The sequence below is a fragment of the Micromonospora wenchangensis genome, from assembly GCF_002210435.1.
Classification (GTDB): Bacteria; Actinomycetota; Actinomycetes; order Mycobacteriales; family Micromonosporaceae; genus Micromonospora; species Micromonospora wenchangensis.
The window spans coordinates 65,224-84,606 of sequence record NZ_MZMV01000031.1; the positions used below are offsets into that span (position 1 = coordinate 65,224).

The 19,383-nt window shown below is 72.9% G+C and carries 19 protein-coding genes and 1 pseudogene; 3 read left to right on the forward strand and 17 right to left on the reverse strand.

From position 1 onward, the window contains the following. Positions 1 to 26: 26 nt before the first annotated feature. From coaBC to pyrR, 12 genes and pseudogenes are all read right to left on the reverse strand, one after another. Positions 27 to 1,235, reverse strand: coding sequence for a bifunctional phosphopantothenoylcysteine decarboxylase/phosphopantothenate--cysteine ligase CoaBC (gene coaBC, locus B5D80_RS18900; RefSeq protein WP_088645211.1), 1,209 nt, complete (start codon positions 1,233 to 1,235; stop codon positions 27 to 29). A gap of 14 nt (positions 1,236 to 1,249) precedes the next feature. Beyond that, positions 1,250 to 1,513 (reverse strand): DNA-directed RNA polymerase subunit omega, encoded by a 264-nt coding sequence (rpoZ, locus tag B5D80_RS18905; RefSeq protein WP_007075826.1) that lies wholly within the window; start codon positions 1,511 to 1,513, stop codon positions 1,250 to 1,252. 80 nt (positions 1,514 to 1,593) lie between these two features. Continuing rightward, positions 1,594 to 2,122 (reverse strand): annotated as a pseudogene (locus B5D80_RS18910) (guanylate kinase); the annotation flags it as partial. Positions 2,123 to 2,147: 25 nt separating this feature from the next. Then, entirely contained in the window at positions 2,148 to 2,465 is a 318-nt protein-coding gene (gene mihF, locus B5D80_RS18915) for an integration host factor, actinobacterial type (protein ID WP_067309448.1), read from the reverse strand. A gap of 174 nt (positions 2,466 to 2,639) precedes the next feature. Continuing rightward, a complete protein-coding gene (gene pyrF, locus B5D80_RS18920) occupies positions 2,640 to 3,479 on the reverse strand; it encodes an orotidine-5'-phosphate decarboxylase (RefSeq protein ID WP_088645213.1) in 840 nt (279 codons plus the stop codon). A 72-nt stretch (positions 3,480 to 3,551) separates the two neighbouring features. After that, complete coding sequence (locus B5D80_RS18925) at positions 3,552 to 4,826, reverse strand: adenosylmethionine--8-amino-7-oxononanoate transaminase (RefSeq protein WP_088645214.1); 1,275 nt, start codon at positions 4,824 to 4,826, stop codon at positions 3,552 to 3,554. Positions 4,827 to 4,917: 91 nt separating this feature from the next. Then, entirely contained in the window at positions 4,918 to 5,970 is a 1,053-nt protein-coding gene (locus B5D80_RS18930) for a quinone-dependent dihydroorotate dehydrogenase (RefSeq protein ID WP_088645236.1), read from the reverse strand. A gap of 163 nt (positions 5,971 to 6,133) precedes the next feature. Then, on the reverse strand, positions 6,134 to 9,529 hold the full coding sequence (carB, locus tag B5D80_RS18935; protein ID WP_088645215.1) for a carbamoyl-phosphate synthase large subunit: 3,396 nt from the start codon (positions 9,527 to 9,529) through the stop codon (positions 6,134 to 6,136). Then, positions 9,522 to 10,721 (reverse strand): glutamine-hydrolyzing carbamoyl-phosphate synthase small subunit, encoded by a 1,200-nt coding sequence (gene carA / locus B5D80_RS18940; RefSeq protein ID WP_245854753.1) that lies wholly within the window; start codon positions 10,719 to 10,721, stop codon positions 9,522 to 9,524. The genes carB and carA overlap by 8 nt, the downstream gene beginning before the upstream one ends. 121 nt (positions 10,722 to 10,842) lie before the next feature. Next, complete coding sequence (locus tag B5D80_RS18945; RefSeq protein ID WP_088645217.1) at positions 10,843 to 12,174, reverse strand: dihydroorotase; 1,332 nt, start codon at positions 12,172 to 12,174, stop codon at positions 10,843 to 10,845. Beyond that, entirely contained in the window at positions 12,171 to 13,124 is a 954-nt protein-coding gene (locus B5D80_RS18950; protein ID WP_088645218.1) for an aspartate carbamoyltransferase catalytic subunit, read from the reverse strand. The genes B5D80_RS18945 and B5D80_RS18950 overlap by 4 nt, the downstream gene beginning before the upstream one ends. 49 nt (positions 13,125 to 13,173) lie before the next feature. Further along, positions 13,174 to 13,755 (reverse strand): bifunctional pyr operon transcriptional regulator/uracil phosphoribosyltransferase PyrR, encoded by a 582-nt coding sequence (gene pyrR / locus B5D80_RS18955; protein WP_088645219.1) that lies wholly within the window; start codon positions 13,753 to 13,755, stop codon positions 13,174 to 13,176. 286 nt (positions 13,756 to 14,041) lie between these two features. Here pyrR and bldD point away from each other — a divergent pair, with 286 nt between their 5' ends. Beyond that, positions 14,042 to 14,530: a transcriptional regulator BldD gene (gene bldD, locus B5D80_RS18960; protein ID WP_013285505.1), complete on the forward strand. Its 489-nt coding sequence runs from the start codon at positions 14,042 to 14,044 to the stop codon at positions 14,528 to 14,530. A 92-nt stretch (positions 14,531 to 14,622) separates the two neighbouring features. On the opposite strand, the gene nusB is transcribed toward bldD, so the two are convergent. The 4 genes from nusB to aroB form a co-directional block, all read right to left on the reverse strand. Further along, on the reverse strand, positions 14,623 to 15,033 hold the full coding sequence (gene nusB / locus B5D80_RS18965; RefSeq protein WP_204961462.1) for a transcription antitermination factor NusB: 411 nt from the start codon (positions 15,031 to 15,033) through the stop codon (positions 14,623 to 14,625). A gap of 23 nt (positions 15,034 to 15,056) precedes the next feature. Further along, entirely contained in the window at positions 15,057 to 15,614 is a 558-nt protein-coding gene (gene efp / locus B5D80_RS18970; RefSeq protein WP_088645221.1) for an elongation factor P, read from the reverse strand. A 139-nt stretch (positions 15,615 to 15,753) separates the two neighbouring features. Further along, a complete protein-coding gene (gene aroQ, locus B5D80_RS18975; protein WP_088645222.1) occupies positions 15,754 to 16,212 on the reverse strand; it encodes a type II 3-dehydroquinate dehydratase in 459 nt (152 codons plus the stop codon). Further along, positions 16,209 to 17,285, reverse strand: coding sequence for a 3-dehydroquinate synthase (aroB, locus tag B5D80_RS18980; RefSeq protein ID WP_088645223.1), 1,077 nt, complete (start codon positions 17,283 to 17,285; stop codon positions 16,209 to 16,211). The genes aroQ and aroB overlap by 4 nt, the downstream gene beginning before the upstream one ends. Before the next feature lie 167 nt (positions 17,286 to 17,452). Between aroB and B5D80_RS18985 the strand changes: the two genes are divergently transcribed. Together B5D80_RS18985 and B5D80_RS18990 are read left to right on the forward strand one after the other, a co-directional pair. Further along, on the forward strand, positions 17,453 to 17,974 hold the full coding sequence (locus tag B5D80_RS18985) for a DUF2243 domain-containing protein (protein WP_088645224.1): 522 nt from the start codon (positions 17,453 to 17,455) through the stop codon (positions 17,972 to 17,974). Then, positions 17,971 to 18,759 (forward strand): cytochrome c oxidase assembly protein, encoded by a 789-nt coding sequence (locus B5D80_RS18990; protein WP_088645225.1) that lies wholly within the window; start codon positions 17,971 to 17,973, stop codon positions 18,757 to 18,759. Before B5D80_RS18985 ends, B5D80_RS18990 begins: the two co-directional genes overlap by 4 nt. On the opposite strand, the gene B5D80_RS18995 is transcribed toward B5D80_RS18990, so the two are convergent. Next, positions 18,749 to 19,255: a shikimate kinase gene (locus tag B5D80_RS18995; protein WP_088645226.1), complete on the reverse strand. Its 507-nt coding sequence runs from the start codon at positions 19,253 to 19,255 to the stop codon at positions 18,749 to 18,751. The two genes, B5D80_RS18990 and B5D80_RS18995, sit on opposite strands and share 11 nt — an antisense overlap. Positions 19,256 to 19,383 lie beyond the last annotated feature (128 nt).

The window sequence follows — 19,383 nt, forward strand, 5'->3', positions numbered from 1 at the left end:
CGACCGGGCGAGCCGCCATCCACCGTTCAGGAACGGGCGGGCCAGCGGTCGCGCACGAGGTCCCAGACCCGGTCGGCCAGCTCCTCCTTGGCCTGCTCGGGCAGGTGGTGCACGCTGCCGTCGGCACCGATGACGGTGGCCGCGTTGGTCTCGGCCCCGAAGACCTTGTCGACGCCGACCTCGTTGACGACGACGAGGTCGGCGCGTTTGCGGGCGAGTTTGGCCCGGCCGTTGGCCTCGGCGTCGCCGGTCTCGGCGGCGAACACCACCAGCACCTGTTCCGGTCGACGGCGACGGCCCAGCTCGGCGGCGATGTCCGGGTTGGTGACCAGCGCGATCGTCGGCGCGCTGCCGTCGTCCGACTTCTTGATCTTGCCGGTCGCGTAGGTCGCGGGTCGGAAGTCCGACGGTGCCGCCGCCATCACCACCGCGTCGGCACCGACGGCGGCAGCCAGGGTCGCGGTGCGCAACTCCTCGGTGGTGCCCACCCGGACCAGGTCGACCCCGGCCGGATCGGGCAGCGAGACGTTGGCGGCGATCAGGGTGACCCGGGCGCCCCGGGCGACGGCGGCGCGGGCGAACGCGTAGCCCTGCTTGCCGGAGGACCGGTTGCCGAGGAAACGGACCGGATCGAGGGGTTCCCGGGTGCCGCCGGCGGTGACCACCAGGTGCCGGCCGGCCAGATCGGCGGGGGCGTCGACGCCCCGGGCGAGGGCCCGGCGGGCGACGGCGAAGATCTCGGCCGGGTCGGGTAGCCGACCCTTGCCGCTGTCGGCGCCGGTGAGCCGGCCGACGGCGGGCTCGATCACCCGTACCCCCCGGGACCGCAGGGTGGCCACGTTGGCGACGGTGGCCGGGTGCTCCCACATCTCGGTGTGCATCGCCGGGGCGAGCACCACCGGACAGCGGGCGGTGAGCAGGGTGTTGGTGAGCAGGTCGTCGGCGAGGCCGTGGGCGGCCCGGGCGAGCAGGTCGGCCGTGGCCGGCGCGACCACCACCAGGTCGGCCTGCTGGCCGAGCCGCACGTGGGGCACCTCGTGCACGGCGGACCAGACGTCGTCGGCGACCGGCTGGCCGGACAGCGCCGCCCAGGTCGGCGCCCCGACGAAGCGGAGCGCCGACGCGGTCGGCACGACCCGGACCCGGTGGCCCGACTCCGTGAACAGCCGCAGCAGCTCGCACGCCTTGTAGGCGGCGATGCCACCGCCGACTCCGAGCACGATCTCGGCGGACATCGGGGGTACGAGGGTTACGGCTGGTCGGTCGGCTCGGCGGTGAGCAGGCCCGCGTTGATCTCGCGCATGGCGATGGAGAGCGGCTTCTCCTGCGGGGTGGTCTCCACGAGCGGGCCGACGTACTCGAGCAGGCCCTCGCCGAGCTGGCTGTAGTAGGCGTTGACCTGACGCGCCCGCTTGGCGGCGAAGATCACCAGCGCGTACTTCGAGGTGGTCTTCTCGAGCAGCTCGTCGATCGGCGGGTTGGTGATGCCCTCGGGGTTGGCGATGGATCCCACGAAATACCTCTGCCTCTGAAGTGGCTGGTCGCCCGGCCGCGCGGGGCGGCCGGTCGCTCGACCACGGATCTGCGGTCGGGACGGATCTGCGGTCGGGCGGGAGCCAGATTAGGACGAACCGAGCAAGCCTACCAGCTCAGCGGCGGCGCGCTCGGTGTGGTCGTGGTGGACGGCGCGCGCGGCGAGGCCCGCCAGGGCCGGGTCCGGGTGGTGTCCCGGCGGCAGCAGCAGCACCAGCCGGCTCTGCGGCAGGGCCGCGTGGACGACCAGCGCCCCCGGCGGGTCCAGCGGCAGCAGCACCGGCCGGCCCCGCGTCAGGCGCTCGATCAGCGGGGCGCGCGGCGTGCCCCGGCGGTACGGTCCGGCCCGGGACCACTCCAGCAGCTCGCCCGCGGCGATCATCCGGTCGAACTCGGCCGGCTCCCGGAAGAGCCGGTCGACGCCGTCGGACTCGCCGGTGCGAGGCGCCCGGGTGGTCACCGGGACCGGCACCCACACGGCGGGAGAACGTGCCCGGACCGCCTCGACCACACCGCCCCGGCCGGCACCCGAAGGTCCGGTCAGGACGGTGAGCCGTGCCGCCGGGCACGCCTCCTCATCCGTGCTCACCGCTTGTTTGTACCTGCTGCGGCGGTCAGTTGGCGGCGAACTCTCCAAGCAGCGCCTTGCGCTGCTGCTCGCCCAGGCCACGCAGGCGGCGGCTGTCGGCGATCTTGAGCTTCTCCATGATCTGGGTGGCCCGGATCTTGCCGATACCCGGCATCGCCTGCAGCACGGCCGACACCTTGAGCTTGCCGACGACGTCGTCGGACTCGGCTCGCGCAAGGACGGCGGCCAGGGTGGTCTTGCCCTGCTTGAGCTGCTCCTTCAGCTCAGCACGGGCCTTGCGGATCTCCGCGGCCTTTTCCAGCGCGGCAGCGCGCTGCTCGGGGGTCAGTGACGGGAGCGGCACCAGTTCTCCTCAGGTCCCTATCGCGACGGGCGGAACGCACCGCCGCTCTGTGAAACGTGGTGTCGCTGGCAACCAAAGGGGTCCGTGGTTCCCAGCGCGGGGAAAACTAGCGTTCGACGGAGTTTTCGGCAACGTGGACGCGCGATGATCAACATAAAGTGACCGAGCCGTCAGTCAGTGTCCGGCAGCCAGAATGTGCCGGAAGTCGGCCGCCACCCGGGCCGCGGCGGCCCGCAACGCGTCGGCATCCGGACCCGCGTTGAGCACCTCCCGGGAGTACGACGGCAACACTGCGGACAGGCTCGGACCGAACACGGTGGGTAGATCGGCCGCCGTCGCACCCTGCGCGCCGAGGCCCGGGGCGAGCAGTGGGCCATTGACCCGGGACAGGTCGTGACCGGTGTCGCCGATGGTCGCGCCGACCACCAATCCGAAGCTGCCCAGCGGCTCAGCACCCCTGTTGAGCTGGGAAATCTCATCGATAACAAGTTGTGCGACGGTACGCCCACCGGAGGTGACGGCACGCTGCACCTCCGCCCCCTCAGGGTTCGAGGTGAGCGCTAACACGAAGACTCCGCCACCGTGCGCAGCGGCCGTCTCGAACATCGGGGCCAGCGAACCTACTCCCAGGTAGGGGCTCGCCGTGAGCGCGTCGACATACATCGGGCTGGATGGATCAAGGTACGCGGAAGCGTACGCGGCGACGGTCGAGCCGATGTCGCCGCGCTTGGCGTCGAGAAGAACGAGCGCGCCAACATCACGTAACTGTCGGATAGTTGACTCAAGAATCGCCACTCCGCGGCTCCCGAATCGCTCGAAGAAGGCCGACTGAGGCTTGAACACCGCAACCCGGTCACCGAGCGCTTCCGCGACGGTCCGGACGAACCGTTCCAGACCGTCGACGTCGTCCTCAAGGCCCCAGCGGGCCAGCAGGCCCGGATGCGGGTCGATGCCCACACACAGCGGCCCACGCTCCGCCACCGCCCGGTGCAGACGGGTTCCGAAGGTCTCCATCCGTTGCTCCCTCTCGTCTCGTGCTCCGCTGCTGCGGGGCGACGGTCGCCGCCCCGGTTCCGGCCCCCGTGCTCAGCCGGCCGCGACGGCGGCGGCGATCCCGGCCGCGATCCGGGCCACGTCGTCGTCCCCCGTCACGTACGGCGGCATCGCGTACACCAGGTCCCGGAAGGGGCGCAGCCACACGCCCCGCTCCACCGCGGCGGCCGTCGCCGCCGCCAGGTCCACCTCGTGGTCGAGCTGCACCACGCCGATCGCGCCCAGCACCCGCACGTCCGCCACCCCCGGCGCACCCCGCAACGGCTCCAGACCGGCCCGCAGCCCCGCACCCACCCGCGCCACCTCGGCCGCCCAGTCGCCGGCCCGCAGCAGCCCCAGGGAGGCGTTGGCGACGGCACAGGCCAACGGGTTGCCCATGAACGTCGGCCCGTGGGCCAGCACCCCGTCGGCGGAGATGCCCCGGGCCACCTCCGGTGTGCACAACGCCGCCGCCAGGGTGAGGTAGCCGCCGGTGAGCGCCTTGCCCACGCAGAGCACGTCCGGGGTCACCCCGGCGTGCCCGGCGGCGAACATCGACCCGGTCCGGCCGAACCCGGTGGCGATCTCGTCGAAGATCAGCAGCACCCCGTGCGCCCGGGTCACCTCGCGCAGCACCCGCAGGTACCCGGGATGGTGGAACCGCATCCCACCGGCCCCCTGCACCACCGGCTCGACGATCACCGCCGCCAACTCGTCGGCGTGCCGGGCGACCGCGTCGGTCAACGCCGTCACGTACGCCGGGTCGGGCGGGTCGGTGAAGCCACCTGGCGGCACCGGCGCGAAGACCTGCCGGGGCAGCACGTCACCCCAGAGGTGGTGCATGCCGCCCTCCGGGTCGCAGACGCTCATCGGGTGGAACGTGTCGCCGTGGTAGCCGCCCCGCCAGGTGCCCAGCCGGCGACGCCGTGGCCGGCCGGTGGCCCGCTGGTACTGCAGGCACATCTTGATCGCCACCTCGACCGAGACCGAACCCGAGTCGGCCAGGAAGACGTGTTCCAGGCCGTCCGGGGTCAACTCGACGAGGGTCTCGGCCAACCGGACCGCCGGCTCGTGGGTGAGCCCGCCGAACATCACGTGACTCATCCGGCCGAGCTGGTCGGTGACGGCCGCGTCCAGCACCGGATGCCGGTACCCGTGGATCGCCGCCCACCACGACGACATTCCGTCGACCAGTTCCCGGCCGTCGGCCAACCGCAGCCGGACGCCCTCGGCGCTGTGCACCACGTACGGCGGGTGGGCCGGCGGCAGCGCCGCGTACGGGTGCCAGACGCGGGCCCGGTCGACGGTCAGGATCTCCTCGGGCGTCACGCGTGCTCCTCCGTACCCTCGTCGGTGGCGGCGTCGGGGCGGACGGGCGCTCCGGGCGGGCACGACCGGAACCCCGGACGTGCCCGCCGGCTCACCGGCCGCTCACCGCCCGGTCACCCGCCGGGACCCCGGACCCGGACGGGACCCGGGCGGCGGCCCGCACCAGGGCCGGCCCCCGGTAGATGAACCCGGTGTAGAGCTGGACCAGGCTGGCCCCCGCGTCGAACATCCGGGCCGCGTCGTCCGGGTCGAGGATGCCGCCGACCCCGATCACCGGGAGCCGGCCCCCGGTCTCCCGGTGCACGAACGCGACCATCTCCCGGGCCCGCCCGGTCAGCGGACGGCCGGACAGGCCGCCGGCCTGCGCGCCACGCTCCCGGTCGGCGGGGGCGAGCCCGTCGCGGGCCAGCGTGGTGTTGGTGGCGATCACGCCGGCCGCGCCCCGGGCCAGGCACACCTCCAGCAGCTCCGCCACGGCCGGCTCGGTGAGATCCGGGGCGATCTTCACCAGCACCGGCTTCTCCCCCACCAAGGCGGCCAGCAGTGCGTCCAGGTGCGCCCTGTCCTGCAACGAGCGCAGCCCCGGGGTGTTCGGGGAGGAGACGTTGACCGCGAAGTAGTCGCCGTAGCCGCGCAACGCCCGGTACGAGGTGAGGTAGTCCTCGACCGCGTCCTCCAGCGGGGTCACCTTGGACTTGCCCAGCGAGATGCCCAGCGGCACCCCCAGCGGGCGGGGCGCGGCGGCCAGCCGGTCGGCCAGGGCCTGCGCCCCGGCGTTGTTGAAGCCCATCCGGTTGATCACGGCCGCGCTGTCGGGCAGCCGGAACAGCCGGGGCCGGGGGTTGCCCGGCTGGGCGTGCGCGGTGACCGTGCCCACCTCGACGAAGCCGAACCCCAGCGCCGGCCAGGCCGGCAGGGCCACCCCGTTCTTGTCCATCCCCGCCGCCAGGCCCACCGGGTTGGGGAACTGCACCCCGAACACCGTCCGGGGCGCCCGGTGCAGGTTGCGGGCCCGCAGCAACGCCAGCGCCGCCGGCCGCCGGGACAGGGTCGCCAACCGGCGCAGCGTCCACTCGTGCGCCGCCTCCGCGTCGCCGCCGCCGATCCGGAACAGAGCGCGCCGGACCCCCTTCTCGAACATCACCACACCCGCACCTGCGCCCCCTCCCGGCCGACGTTCCCCCGGCCGACGCTCTCGTCGGTGATCAAGAGGTTTGCGTCACCGCGCCCGCCGTTCCGTGACCGAAACCTCTTGATCACCGAAACGAGCGGGGGGCGCGGACCGCGCGGGGAACGGGGGTCGGGGGTCACTGGGCGGCCCGGAGAGCGGCGTGGAGCTCCTGGAGGGGACGCACCCGCATGTCGCCCCGGATGCGGGCCTCGATGCCCATTACCGCCGCCGCCACCCCCGGCACGGTGGTGATGCACGGGATGTCGGCCGTGACGGCGGCGCTGCGGATCTCGTAGCCGTCCGAGCGGGCGCTCGCGCCCGACCCCTGCGGGGTGTTCACCACCAGGGCCACGTCACCGGCGAGGATCATCGACACCGCGTCCGCGCCCTCGCCCGCCTGGTAGTGCTTGCGGATCTGCTCGCAGGCGATACCGTGCCGGCTCAGCAGTTCGGCGGTACCGGCGGTGGCGACGATCTCGAAGCCCAGGTCGGCCAGCCGCTTGATCGGGAAGATCATCGCCCGCTTGTCCCGGTTGGCCACCGAGACGAAGATCCTCCCGGTGGTCGGCAGCGAACCGTACGCGGCGGACTGGCTCTTGGCGAACGCGTGCCCGAAGCTGGTGTCGATGCCCATCACCTCGCCGGTGGACTTCATCTCCGGGCCGAGCAGCGAGTCGACGCCCTTGCCGGCCGGGGTGCGGAACCGCTTGAACGGCAGCACCGCCTCCTTCACCGCGATCGGGGCGTCCGGCGGCAGCACCCCGCCGTCGCCGGTCGCCGGGAGCAGCCCCTCGGCGCGCAGCTCGGCGATGGTCGCGCCGAGCGCGATCCGGGCCGCCGCCTTGGCCAGCGGCACGGCGGTGGCCTTCGAGACGAACGGGACCGTCCGGGACGCCCGCGGGTTCGCCTCCAGCACGTAGAGCATGTCGTCCTTGAGGGCGTACTGGACGTTGAGCAGCCCGCGTACCCCCACGCCCCGGGCGATCGCCTCGGTGTAGCGGCGCACCTCGCTCAGGTGCGAGCCGGCCAGCGTGATCGGCGGCAGCGCGCACGACGAGTCGCCGGAGTGGATGCCCGCCTCCTCGATGTGCTCCATCACCCCACCGAGGTAGACCTCGCCGTCGGCGTCGCAGAGCGCGTCCACGTCGATCTCGATGGCGTCGTCGAGGAACCGGTCGACCAGCACCGGGTGGTCCGGGGAGATGTCGGTGGCCCGCCCGATGTAGTCGCGCAGCGTGGCGTCGTCGTAGACGATCTCCATGCCCCGCCCGCCGAGCACGTACGACGGACGGACCAGCACCGGGTAGCCGATCTCGTCGGCGATCGCCTTCGCCTCGTCGTACGAGGTGGCCGTGCCGTGCGCCGGGGCGCGCAGGTCGGCGCGGGCCAGCAGCGCCCCGAACGCGCCGCGCTCCTCGGCCAGGTGGATCGACTCCGGGGAGGTGCCCACCACCGGCACGCCGGCGTCCTTGAGCCGCTGCGCCAGCCCCAGCGGGGTCTGCCCGCCGAGCTGCACGATCACCCCGACCACGCCGGGGCCGCCGGCCGCCCGGCCGGACGAGTCCTCGGCGTGCCAGACCTCCAGCACGTCCTCGAAGGTCAGCGGCTCGAAGTAGAGCCGGTCGGCGGTGTCGTAGTCGGTGGAGACGGTCTCCGGGTTGCAGTTGACCATCACGGTCTCGTAGCCGACGGCACCGGCCGCATCCGCCGCGACGGCACCCGCCGTGCCGCGCGGGGCGGCCCGCAGCGCCTGGACGGCGTGCACGCAGGAGTAGTCGAACTCGATGCCCTGGCCGATCCGGTTCGGCCCGGACCCCAGGATCAGCACCTTGGGCCGGTCCGACGCGGCGACCTCGGTCTCCTCGTCGTACGTCGAGTAGTGGTACGGGGTGGCCGCCGCGAACTCGGCGGCGCAGGTGTCCACCGTCTTGTAGACCGGCCGCACGTCGAGCCGGTGCCGCAGGGTGCGCACCCCGTCCTCGGCGGCCAGTTCCGGGCGCAGCGCGGCGAGCTGCCGGTCGGACAGCCCGGCCCGCTTGGCCCGGCGCAGCAGCCCGGCGTCGAGCACCGGGGCGGCGACGATCTCGGCCCGCAGCTCGACCAGGCCGGCGATCTGGTCCAGGAACCACGGGTCGATCCCGCCGGAGGCCGCCGAGACCTCGACGACCGACGCGCCCAGCCGCAGCGCCCGCTCGACGGTGTAGAGCCGGCCGTCGTGCGGCATCCCCAGCGCGGCGAGGGTGTTCTCCTTCGTCGCGTCCTGCGGGTCCGGCCGGGTCCAGAACCCCGCCGCCGACGTCTCCATCGACCGCATCGCCTTGTTGAGCGCCTCGGTGAAGTTCCGGCCCAGGCTCATCGCCTCGCCCACCGACTTCATCGTGGTGGTCAGCTCCGGGTCCGCGCCGGGGAACTTCTCGAACGCGAACCGGGGGATCTTCACCACCACGTAGTCAAGCGTCGGCTCGAACGCGGCAGGCGTCTTGAGCGTGATGTCGTTGGGGATCTCGTCGAGGGTGTAGCCGATGGCCAGCTTCGCGGCGATCTTCGCGATCGGGAAGCCGGTGGCCTTCGAGGCCAGCGCCGACGACCGGGACACCCGGGGGTTCATCTCGATCACCACGATCCGGCCGTCGGCCGGGTTCACCGCGAACTGGATGTTGCAGCCGCCGGTGTCCACCCCGACCTCGCGCAGCACCGCGATGCCCAGGTCACGCAGGTTCTGGTACTCCCGGTCGGTGAGCGTCATCGCCGGGGCGACCGTGACGCTGTCGCCGGTGTGCACGCCCATCGGGTCGACGTTCTCGATCGAGCAGACCACCACCACGTTGTCGTGCCGGTCGCGCATCAGTTCGAGTTCGTACTCCTTCCAGCCGAGCACGCTCTCCTCGATGAGCACCTCGTGCACCGGGCTGGCGGCCAGGCCGGCCCCGGCGATACGGTCCAGGTCCTCGTCGGTGTGCGCCATGCCGGACCCCAGGCCGCCCATCGTGAACGACGGCCGGATCACCACCGGCAGGCCCAGCTCGGCGACCGTGGCGCGGACCTCGTCCATCGAGTGGCAGACCCGCGACCGGGGCACCAGCGCGTCCGGGTCGGGCAACCCCAGCCGGACGCCGGCCTTGGCGACGATCTCCTTGAACAGCTGGCGGTCCTCACCCCGGTTGATCGCCTCGATGTTCGCGCCGATCAGCTCGACGCCGTACTTGTCGAGCACCCCGGCGGCGTGTAGGGCGACCGCCGTGTTCAACGCGGTCTGCCCGCCCAGGGTGGGCAGCAGCGCGTCGGGCCGCTCCTTGGCGATGACCAGCTCGACGAACTCCGGGGTGATCGGCTCGACGTAGGTGGCGTCGGCGAACTCCGGGTCGGTCATGATGGTCGCCGGGTTGGAGTTGACCAGGCTGACCCGGATCCCCTCGCTGCGCAGCACCCGGCAGGCCTGGGTGCCGGAGTAGTCGAACTCGCAGGCCTGACCGATCACGATCGGCCCGGAGCCGATCACCAGGATGTGCTTGAGATCGTCGCGCTTAGGCATTCGTGCGCCCCTCGCTGTGGTTCCGGCCCGCGCCGGGCTGCCCGTCCGGGCCACGGCCCTCGATCAGCTCGGCGAAACGGTCGAAGAGGTAGTCGGCGTCGTGCGGGCCGGCTGCCGCCTCCGGGTGGTACTGGACGGTGAAGGCGGGCACGTCCACGGCCCGCAGCCCCTCGACGACGTTGTCGTTGAGGCAGACGTGCGAAACCCGCACGCCGCCGAACTCGGTGTCGATGACCTGGTCGGGGACGACCGCGCCGGCCGGCCCGTCGCCGTGGCCCGGCCAGGCCACCGCGAAGCCGTGGTTGTGGCTGGTCACCTCGACCTTGCCGGTGGCCCGGTCGAGCACCGGCTGGTTGATGCCCCGGTGGCCGTAGCCCAGCTTGTAGGTGCCGAAGCCGAGCGCCCGGCCGAGGATCTGACTGCCGAAGCAGATGCCGAACAGCGGAATCCGCCGGCTCAGCACCTCCCGGGCCAGCGCCACCGGTCCGTCGGCGGTGGCCGGGTCACCCGGGCCGGGCGAGAAGAAGACCGCGTCCGCGCCGGTGGCCAGCAGGTCGTCGATGGTGGACCCGGCGGGCAGCACGTGGGTGGTGACCCCCCGGGCGGCCAGCCGGCGCGGCACGTTGCGCTTGATGCCCAGGTCCAGCGCCGCGACGGTGTACCGGTGCTCACCCTCCGCCTCGACCACGTACGGGGCGGCGGTGCTCACCTCGGCGGACAGGTCCGCGCCGACCATCTGCGGGGACTGCCGGACCCGCTCCAGCAGGGCACGCGGGTCGTCCTCGACGCTGGAGATGCCGACCCGCATCGCGCCACGTTCCCGCAGGTGCCGGGTGAGCGCCCGGGTGTCCACCCCGGCGATGCCCACCACGCCCTCCACGCCGAGCCGGTCCTCCAGCCCGCCGGTGGCCCGCCAGTTGGAGCCGATCCGGGCCGGGTCACGGACCACGTACCCGGCGACCCAGATCCGGTCGGACTCGTCGTCCTCGGTGTTCACCCCGGTGTTGCCGATGTGCGGGGCGGTCTGCACCACCACCTGCCGGTGGTAGGACGGGTCGGTCAGGGTCTCCTGGTAACCGGTCATGCCGGTGTTGAAGACCGCCTCGCCGAAGGTCTCCCCGACACTGCCGTACGACTCACCGTGGAAGGTGCGCCCGTCCTCCAGCACGAGGATCGCGGACCTACGCTTCACCATGCTGCGCCTCCCTCGATCCGGACTGCGGGACTCCGCTTCGCTACGTTCCTCGCTCGAATCACGCGCCCACCCCCGATCCGGACTGCGGGACTCCGCTTCGCTACGTTCCTCGCTCGAATCACTTGACAGCCTTTCCGTCCAGGACCGTCGGCTCGCCGCGCAGGAAGGTCGCCACGATGCGACCCGGCAGCGTCATGCGGGCGTACGGGGTGTTGCGACTGCGGCTGGCCAGTTCCGCGGGCTCGACCACCCGGCGGGCGGCCGGGTCGACCAGGGTCAGGTTCGCCGGCACCCCGGGCGCCGGGTCGAGGCCGTGGCCGTCGAGGCCGGCGATCCGGGCCGGGGTCCGCGACATCCGGTCGGCGATCAGGTCCCACCGGGGGCCGAGCACGTCGAGGGCGATGGACAGCGCCGTCTCCAGGCCGAGCATGCCCGGCCGGGCGTACGCCCACTCGCACTCCTTGTCCTCCACGGCGTGCGGGGCGTGGTCGGTGGCGACGACGTCGATGACGCCCTCGGCGAGCGCGGCGCGCAGCGCGGCGACGTCGGTGCCGGTGCGCAGCGGCGGGTTGACCTTGAACACCGGGTCGTAGCTGGCCGTCGGGCTCCAGTCGACGCCGAGCCCGGGGCTGGCCAGCGCGCCGCGCCCGGCCACCACCTCGTCGGTGAGCAGCAGGTGGTGCGGGGTGACCTCGGCGGTGACCCGTACCCCGCGCGCCTTGGCCTGGCGCAGCACCTCGACGCTGCCGGCGGTCGAGACGTGGCAGACGTGCAGCCGGCTGCCGACGTGCTCGGCGAGCAGCACGTCCCGGGCGATGATCGCCTCCTCGGCGACGGCCGGCCAGCCGGTCAGCCCGAGCCGGGTGGAGACCTCACCCTCGTGCATCTGCGCGCCCTCGGTGAGCCGGGGCTCCTCGGCGTGCTGGGCGATGATCCCGTCGAACGCCTTGACGTACTCCAGGGCCCGGCGCATCAGCTTCGGGTCGGCGACGCAGTGCCCGTCGTCGGAGAAGATCCGCACCCGGGCCGGCGAGTCGGCCATCGCGCCCAGTTCGGCGAGCCGCTCGCCGGCCAGGCCGACGGTGACCGCGCCGATCGGCTGCACGTCGACCAGCCCGGCCTGCCGGCCGAGCCGCCACACCTGCTCGACCACGCCGGCGGTGTCGGCGACCGGCGAGGTGTTCGCCATCGCGCAGACCGCGGTGTAGCCGCCGAGCGCCGCCGCCCGGGAGCCGGACTCCACGGTCTCGGCGTCCTCCCGGCCGGGTTCGCGCAGGTGGGTGTGCAGGTCGACCAGGCCGGGCAGGGCGACCAGACCGCTGCCGTCGACGACGGCGGCGTCCGGCGCGTCCAGCCCGCGGCCGGTCTCGGCCACGACGCCGTCGCGGATCAGCAGGTCGGTCGGCGCGCCGCCGACGACGCTCACGTTCTTGATCAGGTACGCGGTCACCGGTTGTTCCCTCCGAGCAGCAGGTAGAGCACGGCCATCCGCACGGAGACCCCGTTGGCGACCTGTTCGACGATGGTGGAGCGGGGCGAGTCGGCGACCTCGGGGGTGATCTCCATCCCCCGGTTCATCGGCCCGGGGTGCATGACGATCGCGTGTTCGGGCAGCCGGCGCAGGCGCGGGCCGTCCAGCCCGTAGCGGCGGGCGTACTCGCGGGCCGAGGGGAAGTAGGAGTCGTTCATCCGTTCCCGCTGCACCCGCAGCATCATCACCACGTCCACCCCGGGCAGCACCGCGTCGAGGTCGTAGCAGACGTCGGTGCCGGGGTCGGCGTCGGTCGCCGCGGAGCCGACGCCCGCGCGGGCGGCCCAGTCGACCGGGATCAGCGTCGGCGGGCCGACCAGGGTGACCTTCGCGCCGAGGGTGCTCAGCAGCAGCACGTTGGAGCGGGCCACCCGGGAGTGCAGCACGTCGCCGACGATCGCCACGTGCAGGCCGGCGAGCCGGCCCAGCCGGGCCCGCATGGTGTACGCGTCGAGCAGCGCCTGGGTCGGGTGCTCGTGGGTGCCGTCACCGGCGTTGACCACCGAGCCGTCCAGCCAGTTGGCCAGCCGGTGCGGTGCCCCGGAGGCGGGGTGCCGGACGACCACCGCGTCGGCCCCCATCGCCTGGAGGGTCAGCGCGGTGTCCTTCAGGCTCTCGCCCTTGGTGACGCTGGAACCCTTGGCGGAAAAGTTGATCACGTCGGCGCTGAGCCGCTTGGCGGCGGCCTCGAACGAGATCCGGGTCCGGGTGGAGTCCTCGTAGAAGAGGTTCACCACCGTCCGGCCGCGCAGCGCCGGCAGCTTCTTGACCTCCCGGCCGGCGACCGTGGCCATCTCGGCGGCGGTGTCGAGGATCTCGGTGGCGGTGCCGGCGTCCAGGTCGCCCCCGGAGAGCAGGTGTCTGATCATGAGCGGGGCCGCCTCTCGTTCGGGCCTGCCGGGTGGCGTCGGGTCGGGTTCACCGGGTCCCCCCGCAGAGCCGTACCTCGTCGGCGCCGTCGGTCTCGACGAGGGTGACCTTGACGCTCTCGGCGAGCGCGGTCGGGATGTTCTTGCCGACGTAGTCGGCGCGGATCGGCAGTTCCCGGTGCCCCCGGTCGACCAGCACGGCGAGCTGCACCGAGGCGGGCCGGCCGACGTCGTTGAGGGCGTCGAGGGCGGCCCGGACGGTCCGGCCGGAGAAGAGCACGTCGTCGACGAGGACGACCCGCTTGCCGTCGATGCCGCCGGGGGGCAGCTGGGTCGGGCCGACCGCGCGGGTGGCGTGCCGGCGCAGGTCGTCGCGGTAGAGGGTGATGTCGAGCACCCCGACGGGGACGTCGACGTCCTCGAAGGTGCTGATCCGGGCGGCGAGCCGCCGGGCCAGCGGGGCGCCGCGGGTGGGGATGCCCAGCAGCACGGTGTCGGCGGCGCCCTGGGTCTTCTCCAGGATCTGGTGGGCGATCCGGTCGACGACGCGCTGGACGTCGGCGCTGGCGAGGATCACCTTCACCGAGGGTTGCCGCTCGGGCGACGGGTGGGCAGCCGGTGGGCAGGCCACGGCGGACCTCCTTCCCCGCCTCACGGGACGGGTCGTTAAAGGATGTCGGGGGTGTCCGGTCGGGTCGTGGGGCCCGACCGGGGCTGGCGGCCACGTTACCAGCGGTCACCTGGCCGTTCGCCGCGACCCACTGATCCCCGGATCAGGACGGTGAAATGCGGACAACTCACCCGCTATCTCCGATGGGAATGTCACGAGCACTTGACCACGTGTCGCAATCCCCGTACCGTCACGCTCCGTAGCGATCGCGGGGAGAACCCCAAAGCACAGCACTGGGAGTGTCCGAATGCCCTCTGAATACGCCAAGTCGCTGGGCGCCCGCCTGCGCTCCATCCGCCAGCAGCAGGGCCTGTCCCTGCAGGGGGTGGAGGAGAAGTCGAACGGACGCTGGAAGGCGGTGGTGGTCGGCTCGTACGAGCGCGGTGACCGCGCCGTCACCGTGTCCCGACTGGCGGAGCTGGCCGACTTCTACCGCGTTCCCGTCTCGGAGCTGTTGCCCGACGGCAGCGGGGTACGGCACGAGCCCACCAGCAAGATCGTCCTCGACCTGGAGCGGCTGTACGACGAGGCCTCCGAGGACCTCGCCTACGTCGCCCGCTACGCCCGTGCCATCCAGCAGCAGCGTGGCGACTACAACGGCCGGGTGCTCTCCATCCGCGCCGACGACCTGCGCGCCCTGGCGATCGTCTACGACGCCTCGCCGTCCGGTCTGATCGAACGGCTCACCGAGCACGGTGTGCTGGTCGCCGACCCGCGGGCGTTCTTCGCCTCCTGATCCGCGGTCACGCAACGAGAAGGGCCCGTGCCGTCCGGCACGGGCCCTTCTCGTCACGGCGCAGGTCCCGCCCGCGCCACGGGCGGCCACGCTCAGCGGGTGGCGTACTCGGCGATCCGGCCGAGGATGCCGTTGAGGAAACGCGGCGAGTCGTCGGTGGACATCTGCCGGGCCAGCTCCACCGCCTCGCTGATCGCCACCGCGTCGTCGATCTCGTCGACGTAGAGCAGCTCGTAGACGGCGATCCGGGCCAGGTTGCGGTCGACCGCCGGCATCCGGTCCAGGGTCCAGCCCTCGGCGTAGCTGGCGATCACCTCGTCGATCCGGTCGAGGTGCCCGGCGACCCCCTCGACCAGACCGATCGCGTAGTCCAGGTGCTCCGGACGCGGCTTCTCGATCCGCTCGACGTAGCCGGCGAGCACCTCGGCCGGGGGCCGGTCCCGCAGGTCGGCCTCGAAGAGCACGTCCAGCGCCCGCTTGCGCGCCTTGCGGCGCGCCGGCATCTGCTGCTTGGCGCCCTCGGCCATCAGGCTCGGCCGAGGTAACGGCCGTCGCGGGTGTCGACCTTGATCTTCTCGTCGGTGGTGATGAACAGCGGCACCTGCACGGTCGCGCCGGTCTCGACGGTGGCCGGCTTGTTGCCGCCGGTCGACCGGTCGCCCTGCAGACCCGGCTCGGTGTAGGTGACCTGGAGCACCACGCTGGTGGGCAGTTCGATGTAGAGCGGCACACCCTCGTGGGTGGCGACGGTCGCCTCGGCCTCGGGGAGGAGGTAGTTGGCGGCCTCGCCGACGGTGCCGCCGGGGACGGTGATCTGGTCGAACGTCTCCAGATCCATGAAGACGTAGTCCTCACCGTCGGCGTAGAGGTACTGCATGGTGCGCTTGTCGACGGTGGCGGTCTCGACCTTGGTGCCCGCGTTGAAGGTCTTGTCGACGACCTTGCCGGACAGCACGTTCTTCAGCGTCGTGCGGACGAACGCCCCACCCTTACCGGGCTTGACGTGCTGGAACTCGACGACGGACCACAGCTCCCCGTCGAGGTTGAGTACCAGGCCGTTCTTGAGGTCGTTGGTGGATGCCATTTCCTGCCTTGATCATCAATTGGCGGACAGACCTGACAAGTCTACTAGCTGCGTCTAATCGGCGGCGGGGCCGTCGACCGGGCCCCGGTCCGCCCCCACGGACCACCCCGACCGTCACGCAGAGTAATGAACGGGAGGGTCAGTCGACCCCGGCGGGCCGGGTGGCGAGGTGCCGCAGCGCGAGCCGGTAGCCGTCCACGCCGAGACCGCAGATCACCCCGGTGGCCACCGCCGACACCACCGAGTGGTGCCGGAACTCCTCCCGCGCGTGGATGTTGGAGATGTGCACCTCTACCAGGGGCGCACGCAGCAACGCGCAGGCGTCGCGGACCGCGATCGAGTAGTGCGACCAGGCCGCCGGGTTGAGCACCACCGCCGCGCCCTCGTCCGCCGCCCCGTGCAGCCAGCCGACGAGTTCGTGTTCCGCGTCGGTCTGCCGGACCACCACGTCCAACCCCAGCTCGCGGCCCGTCTCGACGCAGAGCGTCACCAGGTCGGCATAGCTGGTCACGCCGTACACGTCGACCTGGCGGGTGCCCAGCCGGCCCAGGTTCGGCCCGTTGAGCACGTACACCCGGGGGGTGTCGGGACCGGTCACCGGGCGACCTCCCGGTAGGCGGCGTGCAGCAGCTCGTCGTCCGGGCCGTCCAGGATCGCCGGGCGGGCCAGGCCGTCGAGCACCACGAACCGCAGCCGGCTGCCCCGGGCCTTCTTGTCCACCCGCATCGCCGCCAGCAGGTCCGGCCAGGCGTCCGCCGGGTAGCTGGTCGGCAGGTCCAGCGCGGACAGCACGCGGCGGTGCCGCTCGGCGGTCGCCGCGTCGAGCCGACCGGCCAGCCGGGCGAGGGTGCCGGCGTAGACGGTGCCGACGGAGACCGCGTGCCCGTGCCGCCAGCGGTACCCCTCGACCTTCTCGATCGCGTGCGCCAGCGTGTGCCCGTAGTTGAGCACCTCCCGCACCCCCGACTCGCGCAGGTCACCGGAGACCACGTCGGCCTTCACCCGGATCGCCCGCTCGATCAGCTCCCGGGCCACCGGGCCGGTCGGGTCGACGGCGGCCGCCGGGTCCGCCTCGACCAGGTCCAGGATCACCGGGTCGGCGATGAAGCCGCACTTGACCACCTCGGCCAGCCCGGCGGCCAGGTCGGCCGGCGGGAGGCTGTCCAGCGTGCCCAGGTCGGCCAGCACCCCGACCGGCGGGTGGAACGACCCCACCAGGTTCTTGCCGGCCGACGTGTTCACCCCGGTCTTGCCGCCGACGGCGGCGTCGACCATGCCGAGCAGCGAGGTCGCCACCGGCACCCACCGCACCCCGCGCAACCAGCAGGCAGCGACGAAGCCGGCCAGGTCGGTCACCGCACCGCCGCCCACCCCGACCACCGCGTCGGTACGGGTGAAGCCGGCCGCCCCGAGCTGCTCCCAGCAGTCGGCGGCCACCTCGACCCGCTTGCCCGCCTCGGCGTCGGGCACCTCGATCGCCAGCGGGGTGATCCCCGCCCCGGCCAGCCGCTCGCCGATCTCCTCGGCCAACGCCCGCAGGGGCGGCGCGTACAGCACCGCCGTCCGGGTCGCGTCGGGCAGCAACGCGGGCAGCTCGGCCAGCAGGCCCCGCCCGACCAGTACGTCGTACGGCCGTTCGCCGCCGACCGGAATCCGGGTCACCTCGTCCATCGCCGGCAGCCTAGTCCAGCCCCGGCCCCGGCACGGGGAGTGTCCACCTGATGGCGGCCCGGCCTCCCGGCGTGACCCGACGGCCGGGCCGGCGTTTAGCCCCACGGGCCCCGGGCACCGGGGACGGGAGCGACCCGAACGTGCCGACCCGAACGTGGAGGAACCCCATGGGCAGCACCACCGTCGACGGCGCGGACATCCGGCTCCCGGCCACCATCCTCGGCGTCGGTCTCGGCGGCTTCGTCGACGGCATCGTCCTGCACCAGGTGCTCCAGTGGCACCACATGCTCAGCAGCACCGGCAGCGACAACGTAGGCATCAGGGCGTACCCGGTGGACACCGTGCCCGGGTTGCAGATGAACACCCTGTGGGACGGGCTGTTCCACGTGGTGACCTGGGTGGCGGTGCTCACCGGGCTGGCCCTGCTCTACTCCCGGGTCACCCGGTCCCGGGGCCGGCTGTGGCGCTCCGGCGCGCTCTGGGGCTGGGCGCTGGTCGGGTGGGGGCTGTTCAACCTGGTCGAGGGGATCGTCGACCACCACCTGCTCGGCATCCACCACGTGCACGGCGGCCCGCACCAGACCGCCTGGGACGTCGGCTTCCTGCTGCTCGGGGCGGCACTGGTGGCCCTCGGCTGGGCGGTGCAGCGCCGGGCCACGGCCGTGGACACCTGCGCCGACCGGCGATGACCGGGGCACACGGCGGCGGGGTCGGGCTGCTGCTGCTCGTACCCCCGGTGGTGTTCTGGGGTTACCTGGCCGCCGCGCTGCGCCGACGCGACCCGGGACGGCCCGGGTGGAGCCACTGGCGCACGGCCAGCTTCGGCGCGGGCACCGCACTGCTCGCGGTGGCCCTGCTGCTGCCCGCGCACGACCTGGTCGGCCACATGTGGCAGCACCTGCTGGTCGGCATGCTCGCCCCGCTCGGGCTGGTGCTCGGCGCACCCGGCACGCTGGCCCTGCGCAGCGTCCCGCCCCGCACCGGCCGGGCCGTCCTGCGGCTGCTGCGGCGGCCCGCCGTGACGGTCGCCAGCCATCCGGTCACCGGGTTGCTGCTCACCGCCGGGGGCCTCTACCTGCTGCACCTGACGCCGCTGTACCGGGCCACCCTCACCCACCCCGGCCTGCATCCGGTGCTGCTGCTGCACTTCCTGGTCAGCGGGTACGTCTTCACCTGGTCGGTCACCGGCCCCGACCCCGGGCCGCACCGCCCCGGCGTGCCGGTACGCCTGGTGGTGCTGGGCCTGTCCGTCGCCGCCCACGCCACCCTCGCCCAACTGATGTACGCCGGCCTGGTCGACGCCGCCGCGCCGGCCGCCCAGCTCAGGACTGCGGCGACTCTGATGTACTACGTCGGCGACCTGGCCGAGATCCTGCTCGCCCTGGCCCTGCTGGTCACCTGGCGACCCGCGCCCCGCCGGAACCGGGCGGTCCCGGCGCGCCCCGACCGCCGGCCACACGCGGTCAGGGCCTGAGCAGGGCGACGATCTCGGCGGCGATCTCCTCCGGCGCCCGGCCGTCGGTGACCACCGTCGCCGTCGCGACCTCCGCGTAGAGCGGCCGACGCTGGTCCATCAGGTGCTTCAGGGTGGCGCGCGGGTTGACCGACAGCAACGGGCGGCCGGCGCCGAGCCCGACCCGCTTCACCGCGTCGGTCAACTCCACCGACAGGTGCACCACGGTGTGCCCGATCAGCGCGGCCCGGTTCTCCTCGGCGAGGACCGCCCCGCCGCCGAGGGCGAGCACCCCGGGGTGCGAGGTCAGCGCCGCCAGCACCGCGGCCCGTTCCAGGGCCCGGAAGTGCGCCTCACCCTCGTCGATGAAGATCTCCGGGATCGGCTTGCCGGCCATCTGCTCGATGTCGGTGTCGGTGTCCCGGAACCCCACCCCGAGCAGGGTGGCCAGTTCCGCGCCGACGGTGCTCTTGCCGGAACCGGGTGCCCCGACCAGCACGCAGACAGGCTTCGTCACTGGATTGGCCCTTCCTGACGGCCGCTGTTCACCGGATGATCAGGCTGTCGAGGTAGCCGGTCAGGTTGCGGCGGATCTCGGTCACCGAGTCACCACCGAACTTCTCCACCGCGGCCTCGGCCAGGACC

Coding starts and splice junctions, on each gene's coding strand:
- B5D80_RS18990 (WP_088645225.1), top strand. CDS start 17,971: ATGACCGGGGCACACGGCGGCGGGGTCGGGCTGCTGCTGCTCGTACCC.
- carB (WP_088645215.1), bottom strand. CDS start 9,529: ATGCCTAAGCGCGACGATCTCAAGCACATCCTGGTGATCGGCTCCGGG.
- B5D80_RS18985 (WP_088645224.1), top strand. CDS start 17,453: ATGGGCAGCACCACCGTCGACGGCGCGGACATCCGGCTCCCGGCCACC.
- aroB (WP_088645223.1), bottom strand. CDS start 17,285: ATGGACGAGGTGACCCGGATTCCGGTCGGCGGCGAACGGCCGTACGAC.
- B5D80_RS18950 (WP_088645218.1), bottom strand. CDS start 13,124: ATGATCAGACACCTGCTCTCCGGGGGCGACCTGGACGCCGGCACCGCC.
- nusB (WP_204961462.1), bottom strand. CDS start 15,033: ATGCCGGCGCGCCGCAAGGCGCGCAAGCGGGCGCTGGACGTGCTCTTC.
- efp (WP_088645221.1), bottom strand. CDS start 15,614: ATGGCATCCACCAACGACCTCAAGAACGGCCTGGTACTCAACCTCGAC.
- bldD (WP_013285505.1), top strand. CDS start 14,042: ATGCCCTCTGAATACGCCAAGTCGCTGGGCGCCCGCCTGCGCTCCATC.
- pyrF (WP_088645213.1), bottom strand. CDS start 3,479: ATGGAGACCTTCGGAACCCGTCTGCACCGGGCGGTGGCGGAGCGTGGG.
- coaBC (WP_088645211.1), bottom strand. CDS start 1,235: ATGTCCGCCGAGATCGTGCTCGGAGTCGGCGGTGGCATCGCCGCCTAC.